This window comes from Arthrobacter alpinus (assembly GCF_001294625.1).
Lineage (GTDB): Bacteria > Actinomycetota > Actinomycetes > Actinomycetales > Micrococcaceae > Specibacter > Specibacter alpinus_A.
In genome coordinates this window covers 3059380-3079906 of record NZ_CP012677.1, presented here as the reverse complement: position 1 = coordinate 3079906, position 20527 = coordinate 3059380, and the positions used below count along the sequence as shown (strand labels likewise).

The window sequence follows — 20527 nt, the reverse complement described above, 5'->3', positions numbered from 1 at the left end:
CTTCACCACCTCAACCAAAGGATAAACAATGATGTTGAACCGCAAGAAATCGCCCCGACAGTCCCGTCTGGCGTCCCTAGTCGCAGTCACCGCAGTGGCCGCCATGTCACTGACGGCCTGCGGCGGCTCGGGCAATCCCGCCGGCGGCGACTCGGCAGCGGGAGGGGATGCGACCATCACCTTCATTCCCAAGCAGCTGAACAATCCATACACGGACGTTGTCCTAGGAGGTGGCAAGAAGGGCGCCACGGAGGCAGGTTTCACCTCCTCGAACGTCGTCGGCCCGCTGGAAGCCTCCGCCTCCAGCCAGGTCTCCTTCATCAACGCCGAGACGCAGGCGGGCACCAAAGTCATTGTGATCGCTGCCAATGACCCGGACGCCGTCTGCACCGCACTGGGCGAAGCCCGCACAGCAGGGGCAAAGATTGTCGCGTTCGACTCCGACACCAACCCCGACTGCCGTGACGTGTTCATCAGCCAGGTGGTAGCCAAGGATGTTGCGCTGATCCAGACAAAGTTGATTTCAGAGCAGATTGGCGGCAGCGGCGAGATTGCCATCCTGTCGGCCACCGCAAACGCCACGAACCAGAACGAGTGGATCAAGTTCATGGAGGATGAGCTTGCGAGCAACCCGGACTACAAGGACATCAAGCTCGTTGCGAAAGTTTACGGTGACGACAATGACACAAAGTCGTTCCAGGAAGCGCAGGGTCTCATGCAGGCCCACCCGAATCTCAAGGGCATCATCTCGCCCACCACGGTTGGCATTGCGGCCACAGCCCGCTACCTCTCCACCTCCGCCTACAAGGGCAAGGTGGCACTGACTGGACTGGGACTGCCCAATGAAATGCGTCCGTTCGTGAAGGACGGGACGGTCAAGGAGTTCGCGCTCTGGGACCCGGCGCAGCTAGGTTACGTTGCCGCTTTCGCCGGCGAGGCGCTCAAGGCTGGAAAGATCACCGGCGCCGCCGGGGACACTTTCACGGCCGGTGAACTGGGTGAGCGCAAGGTCCAGGACGGTGGCCTTGTCATCGTCGGCCCACCCACAGTGTTCAACACCGCCAACATCGACAAGTACGACTTCTAGGCCTAGTGGCCGGGCGGGCCGCTCACAGCCCGCCCGGCATCGCTTCACCGCGTCCCTGGATCCGAGTTCCTTATTTCATGCCGAATTTCATGCCGAAAGGCCCCCCATGAACCACAAGCAATCCGCCGCGCAGCTCTTGGAGCCGCACCGGCGCAGACCCACCCGGATTGGCCTAGTCTCCGGTGGTCTGGGCGCGTACTGGCCCCAGTTTCCGCAGCTGCTGCCCCAATTGCAAGACTCCGTCCGCTACGTCACCGCCCGCTTCGAGGCCCTCGACGCCGACGTGGTTGACACCGGCTTCATCTCCGACGTCGAAGGGGCTGCGGTTGCCGGAGAGACCTTGCGGGTGGCTGATTGTGACTTGATAGTCATCTTCTTGACGACGTACCTGACCTCATCCATGGTGCTCCCCATTGCCCAGCGGGCCAAGACCCCGGTCCTGGTCATTGACCTGCAGCCTACCGAGGCCATGGACCACGCCTCGTTCGACACTGGAAAATGGCTGGCCTACTGTGGCCAGTGCCCGGTGCCGGAGGTCGCCAATGTCTTCCGCCGGGCAGGGATTGACTTCCGTTCCGTCTCCGGACACCTCAAGCAGGAGTCCGCATGGGAGCGGATCACCCAGTGGGTTCACGCAGCCGGGGTCCGGGCAAGGCTGCGCAATGCTCGGCACGGGTTAATGGGCCACCTGTACCCCGGCATGCTGGATGTCGCCACCGATCTGACCACCGTCTCAACAACGTTTGGTTCCCATGTGGAGGTGCTCGAATTTGATGATCTGCGGGAGAGAGTCAACCAGGTGACGCCGGCGCAGGTGGTCGAAAGGCTGGAGCTGGCCCGTGAACTTTTTGTCCTGGATGACTCCGTGGACGACGACGACTTTGCCTGGGGTGCCAAGGTGTCGGTGGGCCTGGACCGCCTCGTGGAGGACTTCAACTTGGACTCCTTGGCTTACTACCATCGCGGGCTCGCAGGCGAACAGCACGAACGGCTGGGTGCCGGGATGATCCTTGGCTCCTCCATCCTCACCGCCAGAGGAGTCCCCATGGCCGGCGAGTTTGAGCTGCGCACCTCCATCGCCATGCTCGCCGCCCAAGCCATTGGCGCCGGCGGCTCGTTCACTGAAATTCAGGCCCTGAATTTCCACGACAATGTTGTGGAGATGGGCCACGACGGGCCCGCACACCTGGCCGTGTCTGCGAAAGACCCGCTCCTGCGCGGGCTGGGCGTCTACCACGGCAAGCCGGGTTGGGGCGTGTCGGTGGAATTCGACGTCCAGCACGGCCCCGTCACCACCTTCGGCCTGGGCCAGGACCCAGACGGCAGCTACGTCTTCGTCACCTCCGAGGGCGTGGTGGTCCCTGGCCCGCTGCTGGCCATCGGCAACACTACATCCCGCGTTGACTTCGGCGCGGACCCCGGGCTGTGGGTGGACGAGTGGAGTCAAACCGGGATCGGCCACCACTGGGCGCTGTGCCTAGGACACAGGGCATCGGACATCAAGGCTGCGGCGTCCCTGCTCGGCGTTGAACACCGTCACGTGGCGCTCCCATGAGTCCTGACCGGGTCTGCTTCACGCTCCAGGTCAAGGCCGGACGCATCGAAGAATACACGCGCCGGCACGCGGCCGTATGGCCGCAGATGCTGCGGGCGCTCAAGGCAGCCGGCTGGCACAACTACTCACTGTTCCTGCGCCCAGACGGGCTGCTGATCGGCTACTTCGAAACAACCAGCCTGCACGGAGCCCGGGCGCGGATGGCGGCCACTGACGTCAACGCCCTCTGGCAGGCCGATATGGCCGGCTTCTTCGAGGGCCTCGACGGCGCCCCCGATGACGGATTCACCCAACTTGCTGAGGTTTTCAACCTTGAGGACCAACTGGCCGCCTTGGCGCCAGCCCCCCGCCATTCCAACACCAAAGGAGACTGACGTGTCTATTCCCACAGACGTTTTGACACAGCTCGAGCATCAGAGTATCGAGCTGCCATCCTGGGCCTTCGGCAACTCGGGCACCCGTTTCAAGGTCTTCGAGACTCCGGGAACCCCCCGCACCATTGAGGAAAAAATTGCTGACGCTGCCCGGGTCAACACCCTCACGGGACTGGCGCCGGCCGTGGCCCTCCACATCCCTTGGGACAAGGTGGGGGACTATGCCGCGCTGGCTGGCTATGCGGAAGGCTTGGGCGTAAAGCTGGGCACGGTCAACTCCAACACCTTCCAGGACGATGACTACAAGCTCGGCAGCCTCACCCACAGTGACCCTGCCATCCGGTCCAAGGCCATCGACCACATGTACGAGTGCATTGAGGTCATGAACCAGACTGGCTCCCAGGACCTAAAAATCTGGTTGGCTGACGGCACCAACTACCCGGGCCAGGGCAACCTGCGTGCGCGGCAGGATCGGTTGGCTAATTCCCTGGCAAAAGTCTACGACCGGTTGGGTGACGAGCAGCGGATGGTGCTCGAATACAAGTTCTTTGAGCCCGCTTTTTATCACACCGATGTGCCGGATTGGGGCACTTCCTACGTCCATTGCGCGGCTCTGGGGGAGAAGGCGCTGGTCTGCTTGGATACCGGGCACCACGCACCTGGCACCAACATCGAGTTCATCGTGGCGCAGCTGCTGCGCCTGGGCAAGCTCGGCTCCTTTGACTTCAACTCCCGCTTCTATGCCGACGACGACTTGATTGTGGGCGCGGCGGATCCGTTCCAATTGTTCAGGATCATGCACGAGGTGGTCCGCGGCGGCGGACTGGACCCGGCCAACAAGGTGGCTTTCATGCTGGACCAGTGCCACAACGTTGAGGGAAAGATCCCTGGGCAGATCCGTTCCGTCCTCAACGTTCAGGAAATGACAGCCAGGGCGCTCCTGGTGGACAGTGCGGCTTTGGAAGCGGCACAAAATGCCGGCGACGTGCTGGCCGCCAACGCTGTGCTGATGGACGCGTTTTACACCGATGTCCGCTCAGACCTGGCCGCTTGGCGTGAATCCCGCAGCCTGCCCGCGGATCCGATGGCTGCCTTTGCCTCCAGCGGCTACCAAGAGAAAATCAACGCCGATCGCCAAGGCGGCCAGCAGGCCGGATGGGGAGCATAACGTCATGACACATCCAGTGACTGGGCAGCTGATAGCCCGTTCCAACCGTTTGGGCGCAGACAAGCGCAACACGAATTATGCTGGCGGTAACACTTCCGCCAAGGGCACCGCAACGGACCCCGTGACCGGGGAACCGGTGGAGCTTTTGTGGGTCAAGGGCTCAGGCGGAGACCTGGGAACGCTGACCGAGGACGGGCTGGCTGTGCTGCGCCTGGATCGCATGCGCGCCTTGGTCAACTCTTACCCCGGTGTTGAGCGCGAGGACCAGATGGTTGCCGCGTTTGACTACTGCCTGTTCGGCAAGGGCGGGGCAGCGCCGTCGATTGACACGGCCATGCACGGCCTCGTCGATGCCGCCCACGTGGACCACCTCCACCCCGACTCCGGCATTGCCATTGCCACGGCGGCCGACGGCGAGGCGCTGACGGCGAAGATCTTCGGCACCAAGGTGGCCTGGGTGCCGTGGCGGCGCCCCGGGTTCCAGCTCGGCCTGGACATTGCCGCGATCAAGGAAAACAACCCCGACGTCATTGGCACCGTCCTGGGCGGTCACGGCATCACGGCTTGGGGTGCCACCAGCGAAGAGGCGGAAGCCAATTCTTTGTGGATCATTGAAACCGCTGAGGCATACATTAACATGAACGGTCGAAAGGACCCCTTCGGCACGGCACTGCCAGGCTACGGCGCACTGTCCGAGGCCGAACGCCGCGCCAAGGCAGCGGCGCTGGCCCCGACCATCCGAGGGGTCGCCTCCACCGACAAGGCCGCCGTTGGCCACTTCGTTGACGATGATGCCGTGCTGGAGTTCCTGGCCTCGGCCGAACATCCGCGTCTGGGCGCACTAGGCACCAGCTGCCCGGACCACTTCTTGCGCACCAAGATCAAGCCATTGATCCTGGATCTGCCGGCGGACGCCTCGGTGGAAGAGTCCATCGCGAGGCTTAAGGAACTCCATACCGACTACCGCGAAGCCTACGCCGCCTACTACAACCGCCATGCCGGACCCGATTCCCCGGCCATGCGCGGGGCCGACCCGGCCATTGTGCTGGTGCCCGGTGTGGGCATGTTCTCCTACGGGCCCAACAAGCAGACCGCACGGGTGGCGGGGGAGTTCTACCTCAACGCCATCAACGTCATGCGCGGCGCCGAAGCGATATCCACCTATACCCCGATCGGGGAGGCCGAGAAGTTCCGGATCGAGTACTGGTCCCTAGAGGAAGCCAAGCTGGCCCGCCTGCCCAAGCCGAAGTCCCACGCGACCCGCGTCGCCTTGGTAACCGGGGCGGCGTCGGGCATTGGAAAAGCCATCGCCACCCGCCTGGCCGCGGAAGGGGCCTGCATTGTCGTCGCTGACCTGAACCTTGACTCCGCCCAGACGGTGGCACTGGAACTGGGTGGACCGGACGTGGCCATCGGCATCCAAGCCGACGTGACCGACGAAGCAGCCGTACAGGCAGCCGTGAAGGCTACCGTGCTGGCCTTCGGCGGGCTGGACTTGGTGGTGAACAACGCCGGACTGTCCATCTCCAAACCGTTGCTGGAAACCACCGAGAAGGACTGGGACTTGCAACACGACGTCATGGCCAAAGGTTCTTTCCTGGTCTCCAAGGCCGCAGCGAAGGTCCTGATCGAGCAGGACATGGGAGGGGATATCCTCTACATCTCCTCGAAGAACTCCGTGTTCGCCGGACCGAACAACATCGCGTACTCGGCCACGAAGGCCGATCAAGCCCACCAGGTGCGCCTGCTCGCGGCGGAGCTCGGCGAATACGGGATCCGGGTCAACGGCATCAACCCTGACGGTGTGGTCCGCGGCTCCGGGATTTTCGCCGGTGGCTGGGGCGCCAAGCGCGCCGCCGTGTACGGGGTTGATGAGGAAAAGCTGGGCGAATTCTACGCCCAACGAACCCTCCTCAAGCGCGAGGTGCTGCCAGAGAACGTGGCCAACGCAGCCGCCGTACTCACCTCCGCTGAGCTCTCCCACACCACCGGTCTGCACATCCCCGTCGACGCCGGCGTGGCAGCAGCATTCCTTCGATGACTGATGTCTGGGCCACGGAGCCGTCAACTTCTCGGCGACTTCCAGACCCTCGGCCACGGGCGGCCTCCGGTCTCCTTGGCGTCGCCTCCAAAGACACCAGCTCCGGGTCTGCGCTGTACGTCGCCGTCGATATTGGTGCGTCCTCGGGCCGGGTGATTGTGGGCAGAATCGGCGAGGGCGTGGCGGAACTGCACGTGGTCCACCGTTTCCCCAATGGTGTGGTTGAACACCGCGGCAGCCTCTACTGGGATCTGGACGCGCTCATGGTCCAGGTGTTGGCGGGACTGGCCGCCGCGGCGGAGCACGCCGTAGCAGCCAGCGCCACAATCTCCAGCATCGGCATTGACACCTGGGCAGTTGACTACGGTTTAGTAGACGCGAGCGGCAGGCTGGACAGCATGCCGTTCAGCTACCGTGACAGCCGCGGCCCCGCTGCGGTAGACGCCGTCCACGATCACATCAGCCCGGGGCAGCTCTACGCAACGAACGGGCTGCAGCACCTGCCCTTCAACACCCTGTACCAGCTGGCCACCGAAAAGAATCTGGCCGGCCGGCAGGCGATGCTGATACCTGACCTCATCGCCTTAAAGCTCACTGGCGTGCGCCGCAGCGAGGTCACCAACGCCTCTACCACCGGTCTTTTCGACGCGGTGGCGGGGGAGTGGGCCACAGAATCTTTTCAGGCGCTGGGGCTTCCGACTGGCCTGTTCCCGCCGCTGATCCGACCCGGGGAAACCCTTGGGACGCTCCTGCCGGCCGTCGCCGCGCAGACCGGTCTCGCTGCGGCTACCCCCGTGGTGGCCGTCGGCTCGCACGACACTGCCTCGGCAGTCGCTGCCGTGCCCGCCGCCAAGAGGAACTTCGCCTACATTTCCTCCGGTACCTGGTCGCTGGTCGGGGTGGAACTTCACGCTCCCGTACTGACCGAGGCGAGCCGGCTGGCAAACTTCACGAATGAACGCGGCGTCGATAGCACCGTCCGCTACTTGCGCAACGTGGGCGGTCTATGGCTGCTCAGTGAGTCCATGCGAAGCTGGGAGCAGGAAGCGGCCGACGCCGGGTCCCCGACTCAGCACCTTGGCCTCCTTGCGCTGTTGGCCGCAGCGGCGAAAGAACCCACGGGCGGCCCGCTCATCGATGTGGATTCCACGGAGTACATCGCTCCTGGCAACATGCCGGAGCGCATCCGTGCCGCGGTGGGCGCAACGGGAGGGGCGCTGGAAACCCGGCCGGCCGCCGTCGTGCGCTGCATTGTGGAGAGCCTTGCGGCAGCCTACGCACGCACGATCAGGCAGGCCGTGGAACTGTCGGGACAGCCGGTGGAGGTCATCCACATTGTCGGTGGCGGCTCCCAAAATGACCTGCTGTGCCAACTCACGGCGGACGCCACTGGGCTACCGGTGCTCGCCGGACCGGTGGAAGCGACTGCCCTAGGTAACATCCTCATCCAGGCCCGCGCGGCCGGTGCGGCGCCGGCAACACTGGCTGGTTTGCGCTCAATTGTGGCGGCGGCGTACCCCTGCCTCCGGTATGAACCTGCGCCGCGACAGGTTACGGACGCTGCCCAAAACCCGGATAGTCTGGAATGAGGGCTGCCGGCAATGAGGCCGGCTAACTTATGAGGAGTGTGAATCGTGGTCAGTGCAAAGGCGCCTGAACATGTAGTGGTTGTCGGTGCAGGCATGGTTGGTTTGTCCACCGCTTGGTATTTGCAGGAGCAAGGCGTCCAGGTCACGGTGGTGGATCGCGGCGGTGTGGCGTCCGGATCCTCGTGGGGCAACGCGGGGTGGTTGACCCCCGCACTGACGTTGCCGCTGAGTGAGCCGTCCGTGTTGAGCTATGGGCTCAAGGCGATGGTTGATCCGGCGTCCCCGCTATACATTCCGGTCTCCACCGACCCGTCGTTGCTGAAGTTCCTGGCCGGTTTCGCACGCAACTGCACGCCCGGAAAATGGCGGGCGGCCATGCGGATCTTTGCCGAGGTGGGCACCTCCGGCCTAGACGCCTTTGACGAGATGGCCCAGGGCTCCAATGCTGTAGTGGAACGCACGCACCCGGCCGATCCGTTCCTGACCGGCTTTGCCTCCGTGAAGGACAGGGATTCGCTGGTGAAGGAATTCAATGTCATCCGGGAAACCGGCGGACGGGTGGACTTCACCTTGATGACAGGGGACCAGCTGCGCGAAATGGAGCCGACCCTGGGGGCCGGAGTGGTGGCCGGCATTGAAATCCGTGACCAGCGCTTCATCGACCCTCCTGCCTTCATGGATTCCATGGCCGCATCCGTGACGGCCCGGGGCGCCACTATTGTGGGCGCTTTCAACGTGGTGGATGTGCGCGACACCGGCACAGGTGTGGTGGTGATCGGTTCCGAGGGCCGTTCCCTGCAGGCCGACGCCGTTGTGCTCGCCACCGGTGCCTGGCTGGGCGCGCTGGCCCGCAAGTTTGGCGTAAAGCGTGTGGTCCAAGCCGGCCGCGGCTACAGCTTCACCGTGGTCCCCGAAACCATGCCCAGCCACCCCATCTACTTCCCCGCCCAGCGGGTGGCCTGCACCCCGCTCGGGAACAGGTTCCGGGTGGCCGGCATGATGGAGTTCTGCAACGTTGACGCCCCGCTGGACCCGCGACGAGTCAAGGCGATCGTGGATGCTGCTTCCCCCATGTTCACCGGGATCGACTGGGAAGCCCGCGCCGAGGAATGGGTGGGTGCCCGACCGTGCACCACCGACGGCTTCCCCCTGATCGGAGCCTCGAGGTCCCCCCGTGTTCACGTCGCCGGAGGGCACGGCATGTGGGGCATTGCGCTGGGCCCGCTAACCGGGAAGATGGTGGCCGCAGAGATGACCGGAAAAACCCCTCCCGCCATCATGCGGCACTTCAACCCGCTGCGGTAGCGGCGCCGGCACACCCGCGAGCTGCCCGCTCACCCGTGGTTTCCCCGCTTACCCGCTGTTGAACAACAGCGGGTAAGCGGGGAAACCACGCGTGAGCGGGGAAGCGCCGATTTGGTGCACCGGCAAACAGCGGCCTATGGTGTGAACATGACAAACCGTTGGTATGCGTATTTTTCGTTGGCTCTGGAGGAGCCCGCGTCTAACTGACACGCATCCAATTTTCCTTCAGAGCCAACAGGACAGAGAATCTTTCTCTGTCCTTCGCCATTTCCGGCGGGCTTCTGAAAAGGGGCTCGCTGCCACCCCAATAAAGGACCCACCACCGTGGACACCATTGCTGCAACAGAATCCAGTACCGCCAATCTTCGCGTCAGCCAGTTCACGGCATTGCCATCCCCGGCCGAACTTGCCGCGGAACTGCCGCTGGACGCCCACGCCGCCAACGTCGTCGAACGCGGCCGTGACCAGGTCCGGGCCATCATGGACGGCCTCGATGACAGGCTGCTGGTGGTGGTGGGACCCTGCTCCATCCACGACACCGGCGCGGGCCTGGACTACGCCCGCCGGCTGGCCGCGACCGCCGCCGAGCACGAGGAAGACCTGCTGATCGTCATGCGCGCCTACTTCGAGAAGCCGCGCACCACCGTTGGCTGGAAGGGCCTGATCAACGATCCACGCCTCGATGGCAGCCACGACGTCGGGACGGGCCTGAAAATGGCCCGGGAATTCCTGCTGAACGTCGCCGCGCTGGGGCTGCCCACCGGCACAGAATTCCTGGAGCCGATCAGCCCCCAGTACACAGCGGACCTGATCACTTGGGGTGCCATCGGGGCCCGTACCACCGAAAGTCAGATCCACCGCCAGCTCAGCTCCGGACTGTCCATGCCTATCGGGTTCAAAAACGGCACCGACGGGGACCTGCAGGTAGCGCTGGACGCCTGCCAGGCCGCCAGTGCGGCACAGTCCTTCCTCGGCATTGACGGCGACGGGCGGGCCTCCCTGGTCAGCACGGCCGGCAACCAGGACACCCACCTGATCCTGCGCGGCGGCCGCAAGGGCCCCAACTACGGGGCGGGCGACATTGCGCAGGCAACCGGGCAGGCTGTGCAGGCCGGCATCAACCCGCGCATGATCGTGGACGCCAGCCACGCCAACTCCGGAAAGAGCCACCACCGCCAGGCCGAGGTGGCCCTGGAAATTGGTGCGCAGCTGGAGGCGGGCGGCGCCAGCGCCCATGCCATTGCCGGGATCATGCTGGAGAGTTTCCTGGTGGGTGGGGCACAAAAACTGGACGTCGCAGAGGTTGCCGCCGGGGAAGCGGAGCTCACCTACGGGCAGAGTGTCACCGATGCGTGCATGGAATGGGCCGTCACGGCAGAGGTACTGGCAAACCTCGCGCATAGTTCCCGTGCCCGCCGTACGCCGGCGGTCTAAGGCCAGCACGCCAGCCCGCCAGCGTTCGAACGCTCGCGCCGGCCGGTGAATTTGCTACGCTGAAGTTGCGCGGCCAGCGCGAAAAAATTCCGGGGAACCGTGCGTCCCCGCCAGATCAGGCGGCGGCCAGACCGGACAAAATGAACGATGATTCGTTTTCTCTGGTGCACAGCGATCAATCTGGTGGATGCCCTGCATGCCCTGCTCTTGGCCGCCTGGCTCATTGACGGGTTCGATCTCAGTGCCGGCGGGCTGCTTACCGCCGTCACCGTGTTTACCGTGGCCTAGCCATCGTGTCGCCGTTCGTCCTCAACATGGCCCGCCAAGACGCCTCAGCCGTCTTGGGCGGCCCCGGGATCGTTTCGTCGCTGCTTGCGCTTTGGATCGCGAGCCTTTTCGCTGGTGGCGGACCAAACGGACGGCCCGCGCCAAGCTAGCCTGAAATTCGGGGCAACAGGCGTTCACATTGGCCCCAACAGGCCCTAGAGTTAGCCTGAGCAAGCGCAAGGTAAAAACATACCCGAGCGCCACCATTAGCGGAAACGGATACCTTAGGGCCATGTCGCAGGAGCAAAACTTCTCCAATGTGAACTTCTTGACTGTTCAGGAAGTCGCTGAGCTCATGCGCGTGTCTAAGATGACCGTCTACCGCATGGTGCACGCCGGGGAGCTTCCGGCCGTCCGCTTTGGCAGGTCTTATCGTGTCCCCGCGAACGCCGTCGAGAGCTTCCTTAAATCGGCTGTGGTGGATGGTACGGGGTCCCATGTGGCCCCCGGTTCGGCGCAGACCGGTTAGGCACGGTAGTCTAAGAACGATCCATTTTCGGCTTTGACCGATTCCTGCGATCGGTCGACCTAATCGTTTGGGCCTCACTTGAGGCCTTCTATGCAGTTTGTGAGGAACTTTCATGGGTTCAGTAGTTAAGAAGCGCCGCAAGCGGATGTCCAAGAAGAAGCACCGTAAGCAGCTTCGCAAGACGCGTCACCAGCGTCGCAATAAGAAGTAATTCTTCTTTCATGCAATCGCCCGTTCACCATGTTTGGTGTGCGGGTGCTTTGTTTTAAGCCGGCAATTTACGGGCGGTCTAGGCACGACGTGTGGGCCCGTACCTACCCTGGGCCCGTACGTCGGTCCACAGGACGCTACAGGGCGCCACACGGCTCAGCGGGGTTCTTACTTGCGCCGCATGGATGCGACACCCTTCCAGAGCCCGTACACCACGCCAACGCCGGTTGCTGCCTGCAAGCCGAGGGTGGCGGCGCGGCGCCCTGAACGGAAGTCGTAGATGGGCCAATTGTGTTCGCGGGCGTGGCGGCGCAACTTGGTGTCCGGGTTGATGGCCACAGGGTTGCCCACGGCAGTCAGTAGTGGAATGTCATTGTAGGAGTCGCTGTAGGCCCAGCAGCGGCTCAGATCCAGATCCTGAGCAACCGCCAGCTCACGCACTGCGCGGCCCTTGGCGGGCCCGTGCAGGATCTCCCCGACCAGCTTACCGGTGTAGAGGCCGTCCTCGATCTCTGCCACGGTGCCCAGCGCCCCCGTCAGGTGCAGGCGTTCGGCGATGACGCTGGCCACTTCCACGGGCGTGGCCGTCACAAGCCACACTTGACGGCCCGATTTGAGGTGTTCCTGGGTAAGGGCACGCGTGCCAGGCCAGATTTTGGACACGATCATCTCGTCGTAGACTTCTTCACCCAATTGGCGAATGAAGTCAGCGCTGATGCCTGCGGCAATTTTCTGTGCCGAGTCTTGAACGGAATGGACGTCGTTCATGTTTTCCCCGCGCAGAATAAACTTGGCCTGTTTCAAGGCGAAGCCGCTCACATCGCGAAGGGTGAAAGCCTTCTTTTGGTACATTTTTCGGGCCACATGGAACAGGCTGGCACCCTTCATGAGGGTGTTGTCCACATCAAAGAAAGCGGCCTCGCCCTGGTGCTGCGCAGCGGCCCCGGCGGCCTCGGCACTATTGGTAATCACGTCGGGCATGAAATGAGTCTAGTCAATCCTGCACGGCAGCGCGTGCGCTGCCACCGGTGGCGCCGTAAACAGCGGTGAAACTCTCATGCAGGTCCTCGCCCCGGCGAGGTGGCAGGTCCTCGCCCCGGCGAGGTGGCAGGTGCGCGCCTCATTGGTACCGTTGAAGGCATGGATGCCAAACCCAACCTTTCCCCGCACGTACCCCGCCTGGAATTGATCACCAAGTCAGGGTGCCACCTGTGCGATGACGCCCGCACGGTGGTGGACGGAGTCGCCGCCGGGCTGGGTCTGGTCTGGGCCGAGGTGAGCATCGAGGGGGACCCGGAGCTTGCCAACCGCTACGGCGAGGAGATCCCGGTGATCTTGGTGGATGGTGTGCAACGCGATTTTTGGCACATTGACCCGGTGCGGCTGCGCACCATTTTGAGCAATTCGATGGCCGCCCCGGGAGCCTAGCTGCGCCGTGGACGGATTCTAGTTCCGCCACAAAGGACCTACGACTTTGGCTATGCCATGGCCAGGTCCTACAGTGGATATTGGCCGACGGCGGCGGCATGTGAGACTTGTCTGCGGCCGACGCGTGGCCTTGCAGGAGAACTTGGAGCAGCACTTTGACCTCAGCCCAGACCCCGGAAGAGCCGGAGCCCGAAGCGGCCCGGCAGTTGCCGCCTGCCACGGTGTCACGCCTGACCCTATATTTGCGCATGCTCAACGGCTTGTTGGCCGAAGGAGTAGAACGGGTCTCCTCAGATTCCCTCGCCGAGTCCGCCGGGGTGGGTTCGGCCAATGTCCGCAAGGATCTGTCCTATTTGGGCTCCTACGGCACCCGCGGGGTGGGTTACGAGGTGGCAAATCTGAGCAGGAAGATTGCCCAGGCGTTGGGCCTGACCCACGAATGGCGGGTAGCCATTGTGGGTGCTGGCAACTTGGGCCGCGCCCTGGCCAGATATGCCGGTTTTGAGTCCCGTGGTTTTGACGTGGTGGCGCTTCTAGATGCCGATCAGATGCTGGTGGGCACCGAAATTGGCTGGCTGCGTGTCAGTGACGCTGCCGACCTGGAAGAGGTACTGGCCAAAACCCGCGCCAACATGGTGGTGCTGGCGTTACCTGCCTCCGTGGCGCAGTCGGTGTGTGATCGCGTGGTGGACGCCGGCGTGCACAGCATTCTCAGCTTCGCCCCCGTGGTCTTGAATGTCCCGGACTACGTCAACTTGCGCAAAGTGGACATGGCCACGGAACTACAGATTTTGGCGTATCACGCCCAGCGCCTGCAGGTGCCTGGCTTGGATGCGGAACGCCCCAGCGCCTAATACCCGTGCGGTCCGCCGCCCGGAACCTTTTTGGCGAAGTACTCCTTCGAGGGTGAGCGGTACAAAATGACCATGGCCACTACCCCGAGACCAACCTGGATGATGGTGAAAACATTGGGTTGAATCAGTGCCAAGAGTGAGATGCACGCCAGGACCAGGGCCGTGGTGCGTGCCCATCCCGCTCCCTTGCGGATCTTGCTGGCCAACCAAAAGTAGGAGGCGGCGCCCGCCAAACTGAGCACGGCGGAAAAAGCCAAAAGTGATGAAATCATGGCGGGATCGGCCAGCAGTGAGTCGTAGGCCGGATCACTGGGCAAGGCAGTCTTCAGGGCGTCGACCATGGTGGCCCGGACAGCGGGAAAAAACACCACCATCAGCAGCAACAATCCGGACAGTGCCTGCAACGCCCCCGCCGTCTTGATGAACCTGCAAGCAATCACCACCAGCTTCGGGGCGGCAAAATGTGTTCCGGGCGCGGAAGGCACGGGACCGCCCTTGAAGCCGGGATACGCGGACACCGGCGGCAAGCCGGAGGAGGTTCCGGCGTCGTCCTGCCCGTTGTTTACGGACGACGGCGGGACCCAGCCTTCAGGTGCGTACTGGCCGTACCGCGGGACGCCAGGAGCGATCTCACCGTAACTGCCGGGACGTTCGCCTGTGGCGGGCCGCTCGTGAGGTTGCTCGTCAGGAGTGGTCATGGCGAAGGGCCTTTCTTTGGCGGGGCACGTGGCGGACCGTCGCGGCACCAGAAAGCGGGCGCATCGGGTCTGCTCTAAACCCTACGCGACCACTGGGGAAGGAACTAGCGCTGGTGCGCCGGCTAAATTCCCTGAGGGCCCATGAGGGGTGCTCAGGGCGCTCACAATAGATTGCCGAGGTGTAGCCGCGTAGATATTTGAACGCAAAAAAGTGCCGGCTCACCGGGGCTGGTGTACCGGCACTTTTCGCAACGGGTCAGCTGTTAGTCGGCCTTGACGAAGGCGACGTCCAAGGTGATGGTGACCTTGTCAGAGACCAGCACGCCGCCAGCGGCAAGCATGGCGTTCCAGGTCAGGCCGAACTCCTTGCGGCTGATCACCGTGGTGGCCTCAAAGCCGGCGCGCGTGGCGCCGAACGGGTCAACGGCAACACCATTGAACTCGCCCTTGAAAGTGACGGTCTTGGTGATGTCGCGGATAGTCAGCTCGCCCGTGAGCTCGAAGTCCTCAGCATCACCGGAGACTGCGGAGGAGACGAAGGAAAGCGTCGGGAACGTCTCGACGTCGAAGAAGTCGGTGCCGCGGACGTGGGCATCGCGATTGGCGTCGCCTGAGTTGAAGCTCGCTGCCTGGATGGTGGCCGTAACGGAGGACTGGGCCAGCGTCTCACCCAGGGTCAAGGTGGCGTCCAGCTCGGTGAACTTGCCGCGAACCTTGGAAATTCCTGCGTGGCGGACGGTGAAGCCGACCTCGGAGTGGGATGCGTCGAAGTTCCAGATGCCCTGGGCAAGTCCGGTGGATTCAATGGTTGTTGTGCTCATGGGTTGCTCCTTGTGGAAGGCTGTGGACCGCCCGGTCGGGTGTCCTTCACCGAGTATAAGCATGCGTTTGCATCTATTATTCCCGGCGGTGGAAGTTCTTTTGAAACTTTCTGCCAGCGTGCCCGCCAAGTCTGGGAGTTCCCTGATTAACGTCTTCATAGGTAACTTTGAGAAACTTGGACTCATGCCCCGAGTCACTGTTCATCTTCTGCGCCATGGTGAGGTATTTAACCCCCATGGTGTCCTGTACGGCCGGCTTCCGGAATTTCACCTCTCCGACCGTGGCCGTGCCATGGCGGACATGGTGGCGGAGCACTTCAGGGCGCAAGCGTCCGACGCCGGAGCCCCCGTCTACCTTGTCGCCTCACCGCTGACTCGGGCGCAGGAAACGGCCAGGCCCACGGCTGCGGCGCTGGGGTTGGAGATTGTCACCGACCCGCGCATCATAGAGGCCGAGAACCACTTCGAGGGCATGCAGGTCAGCAAGGCCGAACTGCTCAAGCCCAAACACTGGCGCTACTTTATGAACCCCCTCCGCCCGTCCTGGGGTGAGCCGTACACGGCCCAGGCCGAACGCATGATGGAAGCGGCACGGGATGCCCGCCGTCGTGCCTTCGAAATCGGTGGGGAAGGCGCTGCCGCCATCATGGTCAGCCACCAACTGCCCATCTGGTCCACCCGGCGCAGCGCCGAGGGCAAGCGCTTGTGGCACGATCCCCGCAACCGCGAATGCACCCTAGCCTCGCTGACCACCTTGACGTTCGACGGCGACGACGTGGTCGATGTTGCCTATAGCGAACCCGCGGCAGTGCTTTTGCCCGGTGCGGCAACCACGCCCGGAGCCTGAGAAAAGCCTGGGAATCGAGTTTGAGCTACCCCTCAGGCCCCTTTTCGACGTAATGTAGAAATTCAAACTGGAACAAATCAACAGTGCCACAGCACTGGATTCGTGCACGATGAAAGACAACTAGAGTGACTTCCCCCATGAGCCGTAGGTCATTGCTGGCCGCAAGCGGTGCGGCACTGACCCTGGCGCTTGCCGCTTGCACTTCCAAGGACCCGCTTGCCCAACAGGCAAATGCGGGGGACAACAAAAACTATATTGCCGGGGACGGCTCCGTGACCGAATACGCCGCGGCAGTGCGCACCGCTCCCGTGGATTTCACCGGCAAGCTCTTTGACGGCGCCACCGTGGATGCGGCGAATTTTCCCGGCGGGGTGACCATTTTGAACTTTTGGTACGCGGCCTGTGCCCCGTGCCGGCTTGAAGCTCCCGACCTGCAAGCCCTTTACACCGAATTTTCGGCCCAGGGCGTGAAGTTTTACGGCGTGAATGTGCGTGACGAAAAGGCCACGGCCGAGGCGTTTGAACGCAATTTTAAGCTGACGTACCCCAGCATCATCGACAAGGATGGTGGCGTGCTCTTGGCGCTTTCGAAGGTTGTGCCGCCCCAGGCTGTGCCCACCACCTTGGTGCTGGACAAGCAGGGCCGCGTCAGCGCCCGCATTCTTGGTACGGCGGAAAAGGGCACCTTGAAAGCCTTGATCACCTCCGCGCTGGCCGAGCAGTAGGGCTGCACCTCAGCCGTGAATAATCCGTTCGCAGAGACAGTGCTCAGCGGCTCCATGCTGCTGGCCATGCCCGTCGCCTTGCTGGCGGGTCTGGTTTCCTTCCTCTCGCCCTGTGTCCTGCCACTGGTGCCCGGCTATTTGGGGTACGTCAGCGGGTTGACAGGTGCGGATTTGGAGAATCAGCGGCGCGGCCGGATGTTTGCCGGCATTGGGCTGTTTGTGCTGGGTTTCTCGGTTGTCTTCATGCTGATCGGTGCCGTGTTTGGCCAGCTGGGCGCATGGCTTAAAGGCCCGGATGCGGCCTGGGTGACACAGGTGCTCGGTGTTGTTGTCATCATTTTGGGTGTGGTTTTCCTTGGCGGCATGAATTGGTTCCAACAAGAGGCCAAGATCCACGCGAAACCGCCGGCCGGACTGTGGGGAGCACCCGTTCTGGGCGTAACCTTTGGACTGGGGTGGGCGCCGTGCACCGGACCGACACTGGGCGCCGTACAGGCGCTCGCGTTTTCCGACGGGTCAAGCGCGGCCAAAGGTGCCTTGTTGACGTTTGTTTATTGTTTGGGTTTGGGACTGCCATTCCTGCTCATTGCCCTGGGCGTGCGCCGGGGCTTGGGTGCCTTGGTATTCTTCCGCACGCACCGCCGGGGACTGCAATGGTTTGGCGGGGGCATGCTGATTGTTTTGGGCTTGTTGATGGTCACAGGGGTGTGGGGCACCTGGATCAATGAATTGCAGTTTTGGTTTGCCAATGAAGTGAGATTGCCAATCTAATGAAAGAGAACTGACGTGAAAGAGCCTCGGGCCGCCAAGCAGAAGCCTGCCGGCGATGAAGTTCAGCTGCCCAAGCTGGGTTTTGTGGGCATGCTCAGGTGGGCCTGGCGCCAGCTGACAAGCATGCGCACTGCATTGTTGCTCCTACTTCTTTTGGCTGTCGGAGCGGTGCCGGGTTCCTTGTTCCCGCAGCGTTCCTCCAACGCTTCCAATGTGAGCGCCTACCTGAAGGACAACCCCGTCTCAGGACCCATCATGGACTGGTTCAAGCTCTTTGACGTGTACTCCTCGCCCTGGTTTGCCGCCATCTATTTGCTGCTGTTCACCTCCTTGGTGGGCTGTGTGTTGCCGCGCGCCAAGATCCACTGGAAGGCCATGCGATCGGCACCTCCGCGCACACCCAAACGACTTTCCCGACTGGCTGAATACGGCACGGTGGAAATCCCGGCCGGCAGCGGGATCGATGCCCAGCAGGCGGTCGCGGATGCTGCTGCCGTCCTAAAATCCCGCCGCTACCGTGTCCACGTGCGGGACCTGGACACGGACCGGCCCTCCGTCGGAGCCGAGATCGGATTCTTGAAGGAGACCGGAAACCTGGTCTTTCACCTCTCCGTCCTAGGTGTGCTCGCCGCCGTCGGCCTCAGCGGCCTTTTCGGCTACAGCGGCCAGCGCGTCCTGGTGGAGGGGGAAACGTTTGTCAACAACCCTGTTGGTTATGACACCTTCACCCCTGGCACAAACTTCAGCGACGACCGACTCAGCCCCTACTCGCTTCAGTTGGACAAACTGGTGGTCAAGTACGACAGGGAAACCGAGGCCCACTACGGCCAGCCGATTGACTTCACGGCCACACTGACCACCAAGGACAATCCCGGGGCGCAGCCCAAACAACAAACCCTCAAAGTCAACGACCCCGTTGCCATCGGCGGCACCAACGTCTACCTGGTAGGCAACGGCTATGCCCCTGTTGTCACCGTCAAAGATGGCAAGGGCAACATTGCCTTTCAGGGCCCCGTCGTCACCATTCCCACCGATGGCGCCTACACCTCGCTCGTGGTCATCAAGGTCCCGGACGCTAAGCCCAAACAGCTCGGATTTGTCGGCTTCTTCTTGCCCACGGCACTTATCGACGACAAGGGTGTCTCCTATGGTTCGGACCCCGATCCTTTCAACCCGCAGCTGAGCCTGAACGCCTACACCGGGGATTTGGGGCTGGATAGCGGCACGCCGCGCAACGTCTACACCCTGGACACCTCCTCGCTGACCCAGATCAACGGGCGCGACCTCGATGCCGGTGGCATTGTGCTGGTGCCGAACCAGACTTACACCCTGCCCGAAGGAAATGGCACCATCAGCTTCGATGGCATCAAGCGGTTCGCCGCCCTGGACATCCGTCACGACCCGGGCCAGGTTTACGTTCTGGTGTTCGCCCTGTTGGCCCTGTTCGGCCTAATGGGTTCGTTGTTCCTGAACCGCCGCCGCGTGTGGATCCGCACCGGCAACCACCCGGACGGACGGACAATGGTCGAGTTTGGCCTGTTGGCCCGCGGCGAAGACCACCGCCTCGCGGCCGAATCTGCTGCCATCAACAAGGCGCTGCACGCCAAATGGCTGGTGCCGGCGGACACAGCGGTGGATGATGGAGTGCAGGAGTCGTCCACCAAAAACGAAGAGCAAGATAATTCCGACGCCGGAACCGGCGCCGCCGTGGGAAGTAAGGACCAGTAATGCCACAAATCAATGAGGGCCTTGGCCTGCTCAGCGAGCAATTCATGCTCATGGCCGGCTTGGCCTACACTATTGCCTTCTGCGCCTATGCCTGGGACCTGGTTACCTTCAGCAAGGCAGCGAAGGCCGGGTTGGTATCGGAAAATACTGGCTCCGCGGCCAATGCCGGCCAGCTGGTCTCGGCCGGCGTCTCATCGGCAACCATTGGGCAGGATCTGGGTGCGGGCCCGCTTGACCGCGGTGTTCGCCCCAGCAGCAAAACCCATGAAGGATCCGACGGTGTCACGGCCGGAGACTCCATGCGCTACGGCAAGGAAAAGCGGGTTGCTGCCAGGGTGGCCGTAGGACTAACCATTGTTGCCGTCGTCGTGCAGGGAATGGCGGTGCTGTTCCGCGGCCTGGCGGCAGGACGGGTGCCTTGGGGCAACATGTACGAGTTCTGCACCACCGGCAGCTTCGCCGTGGCCCTGGTTTTCTTGGTGGTGCTGACCCGCCGGGACCTGCGCTTCCTGGGCACCTTCGTCATTGGTTTGGTGTTGGTAATGATCACGGCCGCGTCCGTGTCGTTCTGGACCCCCGTGGGCCACTTGGTGCCGGCGCTACAGAGCTACTGGTTGGTCATCCACGTCTCCATCGCCGTGATGTCCTCGGCCTTGTTCACACTGACATTTGCCATGTCGGTGTTGCAGTTGTTCCAAACACGCCGCGAGGCTGCCATCGCTGCCGGGAAGCCGGACAAGGCGCTGGTGATGCGTCTGGTACCGAACGCCCTGAGCCTTGAAAACATGTCATATCGCATCAATGGAATCGCTTTTGTGGGCTGGACTCTGACGGTCATGTTCGGTTCGATTTGGGCGGAAAAGGCCTGGGGCCGGTTCTGGGGTTGGGACACCAAGGAAGTCTGGTCGTTTGTCATCTGGGTTGTCTACGCTGGATACCTGCACGCGCGCGCCACGCGCGGATGGACCGGGACGCGTGCGGCCTGGCTGTCGATCGTGGGGTACCTGTGCATCATCTTCAACTTCACTATCGTGAACGTGTACTTCTCCGGTCTGCACTCCTACGCCGGTGTGGGCGGCTAACGCCCCCGCCGTTG

The 20527-nt window shown here is 62.8% G+C and carries 21 protein-coding genes; 18 read left to right on the top strand and 3 right to left on the bottom strand.

The annotated features are described in order from the left end of the window. The first annotated feature begins 28 nt into the window (after positions 1–28). The 11 genes from rhaS (at position 29) to AOC05_RS19030 (ending at position 11560) form a co-directional block, all read left to right on the top strand. Positions 29–1087, top strand: coding sequence for a rhamnose ABC transporter substrate-binding protein (rhaS, locus tag AOC05_RS14000; protein WP_082357993.1), 1059 nt, complete (start codon positions 29–31; stop codon positions 1085–1087). A 106-nt stretch (positions 1088–1193) separates the two neighbouring features. Beyond that, entirely contained in the window at positions 1194–2642 is a 1449-nt protein-coding gene (locus AOC05_RS13995) for an L-fucose/L-arabinose isomerase family protein (protein WP_062007755.1), read from the top strand. Beyond that, the gene (locus AOC05_RS13990) at positions 2639–3016 is read left to right on the top strand and encodes an L-rhamnose mutarotase (protein WP_062007754.1); all 378 of its coding nucleotides are present in this window, start codon (positions 2639–2641) and stop codon (positions 3014–3016) included. Before AOC05_RS13995 ends, AOC05_RS13990 begins: the two co-directional genes overlap by 4 nt. Before the next feature lies 1 nt (position 3017). Continuing rightward, entirely contained in the window at positions 3018–4184 is a 1167-nt protein-coding gene (gene rhaI, locus AOC05_RS13985) for an L-rhamnose isomerase (protein ID WP_062007753.1), read from the top strand. 4 nt (positions 4185–4188) lie between these two features. Further along, complete coding sequence (locus tag AOC05_RS13980) at positions 4189–6225, top strand: bifunctional rhamnulose-1-phosphate aldolase/short-chain dehydrogenase (RefSeq protein WP_062007752.1); 2037 nt, start codon at positions 4189–4191, stop codon at positions 6223–6225. Further along, positions 6222–7814 carry a rhamnulokinase gene (locus tag AOC05_RS13975; protein WP_082357991.1) on the top strand — a complete coding sequence of 531 codons (1593 nt, stop codon included), beginning with the start codon at positions 6222–6224 and terminating at the stop codon, positions 7812–7814. Before AOC05_RS13980 ends, AOC05_RS13975 begins: the two co-directional genes overlap by 4 nt. A 45-nt stretch (positions 7815–7859) precedes the next feature. Further along, the gene (locus tag AOC05_RS13970) at positions 7860–9119 is read left to right on the top strand and encodes an NAD(P)/FAD-dependent oxidoreductase (protein WP_082357990.1); all 1260 of its coding nucleotides are present in this window, start codon (positions 7860–7862) and stop codon (positions 9117–9119) included. A gap of 324 nt (positions 9120–9443) precedes the next feature. Then, the gene (locus tag AOC05_RS13965) at positions 9444–10553 is read left to right on the top strand and encodes a 3-deoxy-7-phosphoheptulonate synthase (protein WP_062007751.1); all 1110 of its coding nucleotides are present in this window, start codon (positions 9444–9446) and stop codon (positions 10551–10553) included. Positions 10554–10700: 147 nt separating this feature from the next. Beyond that, positions 10701–10841, top strand: coding sequence for a hypothetical protein (locus AOC05_RS19515; RefSeq protein ID WP_154606201.1), 141 nt, complete (start codon positions 10701–10703; stop codon positions 10839–10841). Between the two features lie 271 nt (positions 10842–11112). Next, the gene (locus AOC05_RS13960; protein WP_062007750.1) at positions 11113–11349 is read left to right on the top strand and encodes a helix-turn-helix domain-containing protein; all 237 of its coding nucleotides are present in this window, start codon (positions 11113–11115) and stop codon (positions 11347–11349) included. 112 nt (positions 11350–11461) lie between these two features. Further along, positions 11462–11560, top strand: a complete 99-nt coding sequence (locus AOC05_RS19030; protein WP_074712200.1) for a 30S ribosomal protein bS22 — start codon at positions 11462–11464, stop codon at positions 11558–11560. 167 nt (positions 11561–11727) lie between these two features. Here the strand turns inward: AOC05_RS19030 and AOC05_RS13955 are convergent, their stop codons facing one another. Next, positions 11728–12540: an HAD family hydrolase gene (locus tag AOC05_RS13955; protein WP_062007749.1), complete on the bottom strand. Its 813-nt coding sequence runs from the start codon at positions 12538–12540 to the stop codon at positions 11728–11730. 159 nt (positions 12541–12699) lie between these two features. On the opposite strand from AOC05_RS13955, the gene AOC05_RS13950 reads away from it, so the two are divergent. Next, the gene (locus tag AOC05_RS13950; RefSeq protein ID WP_062009807.1) at positions 12700–12987 is read left to right on the top strand and encodes a glutaredoxin family protein; all 288 of its coding nucleotides are present in this window, start codon (positions 12700–12702) and stop codon (positions 12985–12987) included. A gap of 155 nt (positions 12988–13142) precedes the next feature. Then, positions 13143–13841, top strand: coding sequence for a redox-sensing transcriptional repressor Rex (locus AOC05_RS13945; RefSeq protein ID WP_062007748.1), 699 nt, complete (start codon positions 13143–13145; stop codon positions 13839–13841). Here the strand turns inward: AOC05_RS13945 and AOC05_RS13940 are convergent. Together AOC05_RS13940 and AOC05_RS13935 are read right to left on the bottom strand one after the other, a co-directional pair. Next, a complete protein-coding gene (locus tag AOC05_RS13940; protein WP_062007747.1) occupies positions 13838–14539 on the bottom strand; it encodes a hypothetical protein in 702 nt (233 codons plus the stop codon). The two genes, AOC05_RS13945 and AOC05_RS13940, sit on opposite strands and share 4 nt — an antisense overlap. A 263-nt stretch (positions 14540–14802) precedes the next feature. Beyond that, the gene (locus AOC05_RS13935) at positions 14803–15360 is read right to left on the bottom strand and encodes a YceI family protein (RefSeq protein ID WP_062007746.1); all 558 of its coding nucleotides are present in this window, start codon (positions 15358–15360) and stop codon (positions 14803–14805) included. A gap of 184 nt (positions 15361–15544) precedes the next feature. Here AOC05_RS13935 and AOC05_RS13930 point away from each other — a divergent pair, with 184 nt between their 5' ends. The 5 genes from AOC05_RS13930 to ccsB all read left to right on the top strand — a co-directional run bounded on the left by AOC05_RS13930 (position 15545) and on the right by ccsB (position 20513). Next, a complete protein-coding gene (locus AOC05_RS13930; RefSeq protein WP_062009805.1) occupies positions 15545–16207 on the top strand; it encodes a histidine phosphatase family protein in 663 nt (220 codons plus the stop codon). A 137-nt stretch (positions 16208–16344) separates the two neighbouring features. Then, positions 16345–16932, top strand: a complete 588-nt coding sequence (locus tag AOC05_RS13925) for a TlpA family protein disulfide reductase (RefSeq protein ID WP_082357989.1) — start codon at positions 16345–16347, stop codon at positions 16930–16932. 15 nt (positions 16933–16947) lie between these two features. Then, a complete protein-coding gene (locus tag AOC05_RS13920; protein ID WP_062007744.1) occupies positions 16948–17703 on the top strand; it encodes a cytochrome c biogenesis CcdA family protein in 756 nt (251 codons plus the stop codon). Between the two features lie 90 nt (positions 17704–17793). After that, positions 17794–19431 carry a cytochrome c biogenesis protein ResB gene (gene resB, locus AOC05_RS13915; protein WP_082358200.1) on the top strand — a complete coding sequence of 546 codons (1638 nt, stop codon included), beginning with the start codon at positions 17794–17796 and terminating at the stop codon, positions 19429–19431. Further along, on the top strand, positions 19431–20513 hold the full coding sequence (gene ccsB / locus AOC05_RS13910) for a c-type cytochrome biogenesis protein CcsB (RefSeq protein ID WP_062007742.1): 1083 nt from the start codon (positions 19431–19433) through the stop codon (positions 20511–20513). The genes resB and ccsB overlap by 1 nt, the downstream gene beginning before the upstream one ends. Positions 20514–20527 lie beyond the last annotated feature (14 nt).

Coding starts and splice junctions, on each gene's coding strand:
- rhaS (WP_082357993.1), top strand. CDS start 29: ATGATGTTGAACCGCAAGAAATCGCCCCGACAGTCCCGTCTGGCGTCC.
- AOC05_RS13995 (WP_062007755.1), top strand. CDS start 1,194: ATGAACCACAAGCAATCCGCCGCGCAGCTCTTGGAGCCGCACCGGCGC.
- AOC05_RS13990 (WP_062007754.1), top strand. CDS start 2,639: ATGAGTCCTGACCGGGTCTGCTTCACGCTCCAGGTCAAGGCCGGACGC.
- AOC05_RS13980 (WP_062007752.1), top strand. CDS start 4,189: ATGACACATCCAGTGACTGGGCAGCTGATAGCCCGTTCCAACCGTTTG.
- AOC05_RS13975 (WP_082357991.1), top strand. CDS start 6,222: ATGACTGATGTCTGGGCCACGGAGCCGTCAACTTCTCGGCGACTTCCA.
- AOC05_RS19515 (WP_154606201.1), top strand. CDS start 10,701: ATGATTCGTTTTCTCTGGTGCACAGCGATCAATCTGGTGGATGCCCTG.
- AOC05_RS13960 (WP_062007750.1), top strand. CDS start 11,113: ATGTCGCAGGAGCAAAACTTCTCCAATGTGAACTTCTTGACTGTTCAG.
- AOC05_RS19030 (WP_074712200.1), top strand. CDS start 11,462: ATGGGTTCAGTAGTTAAGAAGCGCCGCAAGCGGATGTCCAAGAAGAAG.
- AOC05_RS13955 (WP_062007749.1), bottom strand. CDS start 12,540: ATGCCCGACGTGATTACCAATAGTGCCGAGGCCGCCGGGGCCGCTGCG.
- AOC05_RS13950 (WP_062009807.1), top strand. CDS start 12,700: ATGGATGCCAAACCCAACCTTTCCCCGCACGTACCCCGCCTGGAATTG.
- AOC05_RS13940 (WP_062007747.1), bottom strand. CDS start 14,539: ATGACCACTCCTGACGAGCAACCTCACGAGCGGCCCGCCACAGGCGAA.
- AOC05_RS13935 (WP_062007746.1), bottom strand. CDS start 15,360: ATGAGCACAACAACCATTGAATCCACCGGACTTGCCCAGGGCATCTGG.
- AOC05_RS13930 (WP_062009805.1), top strand. CDS start 15,545: ATGCCCCGAGTCACTGTTCATCTTCTGCGCCATGGTGAGGTATTTAAC.
- AOC05_RS13925 (WP_082357989.1), top strand. CDS start 16,345: ATGAGCCGTAGGTCATTGCTGGCCGCAAGCGGTGCGGCACTGACCCTG.
- resB (WP_082358200.1), top strand. CDS start 17,794: ATGCTCAGGTGGGCCTGGCGCCAGCTGACAAGCATGCGCACTGCATTG.
- ccsB (WP_062007742.1), top strand. CDS start 19,431: ATGCCACAAATCAATGAGGGCCTTGGCCTGCTCAGCGAGCAATTCATG.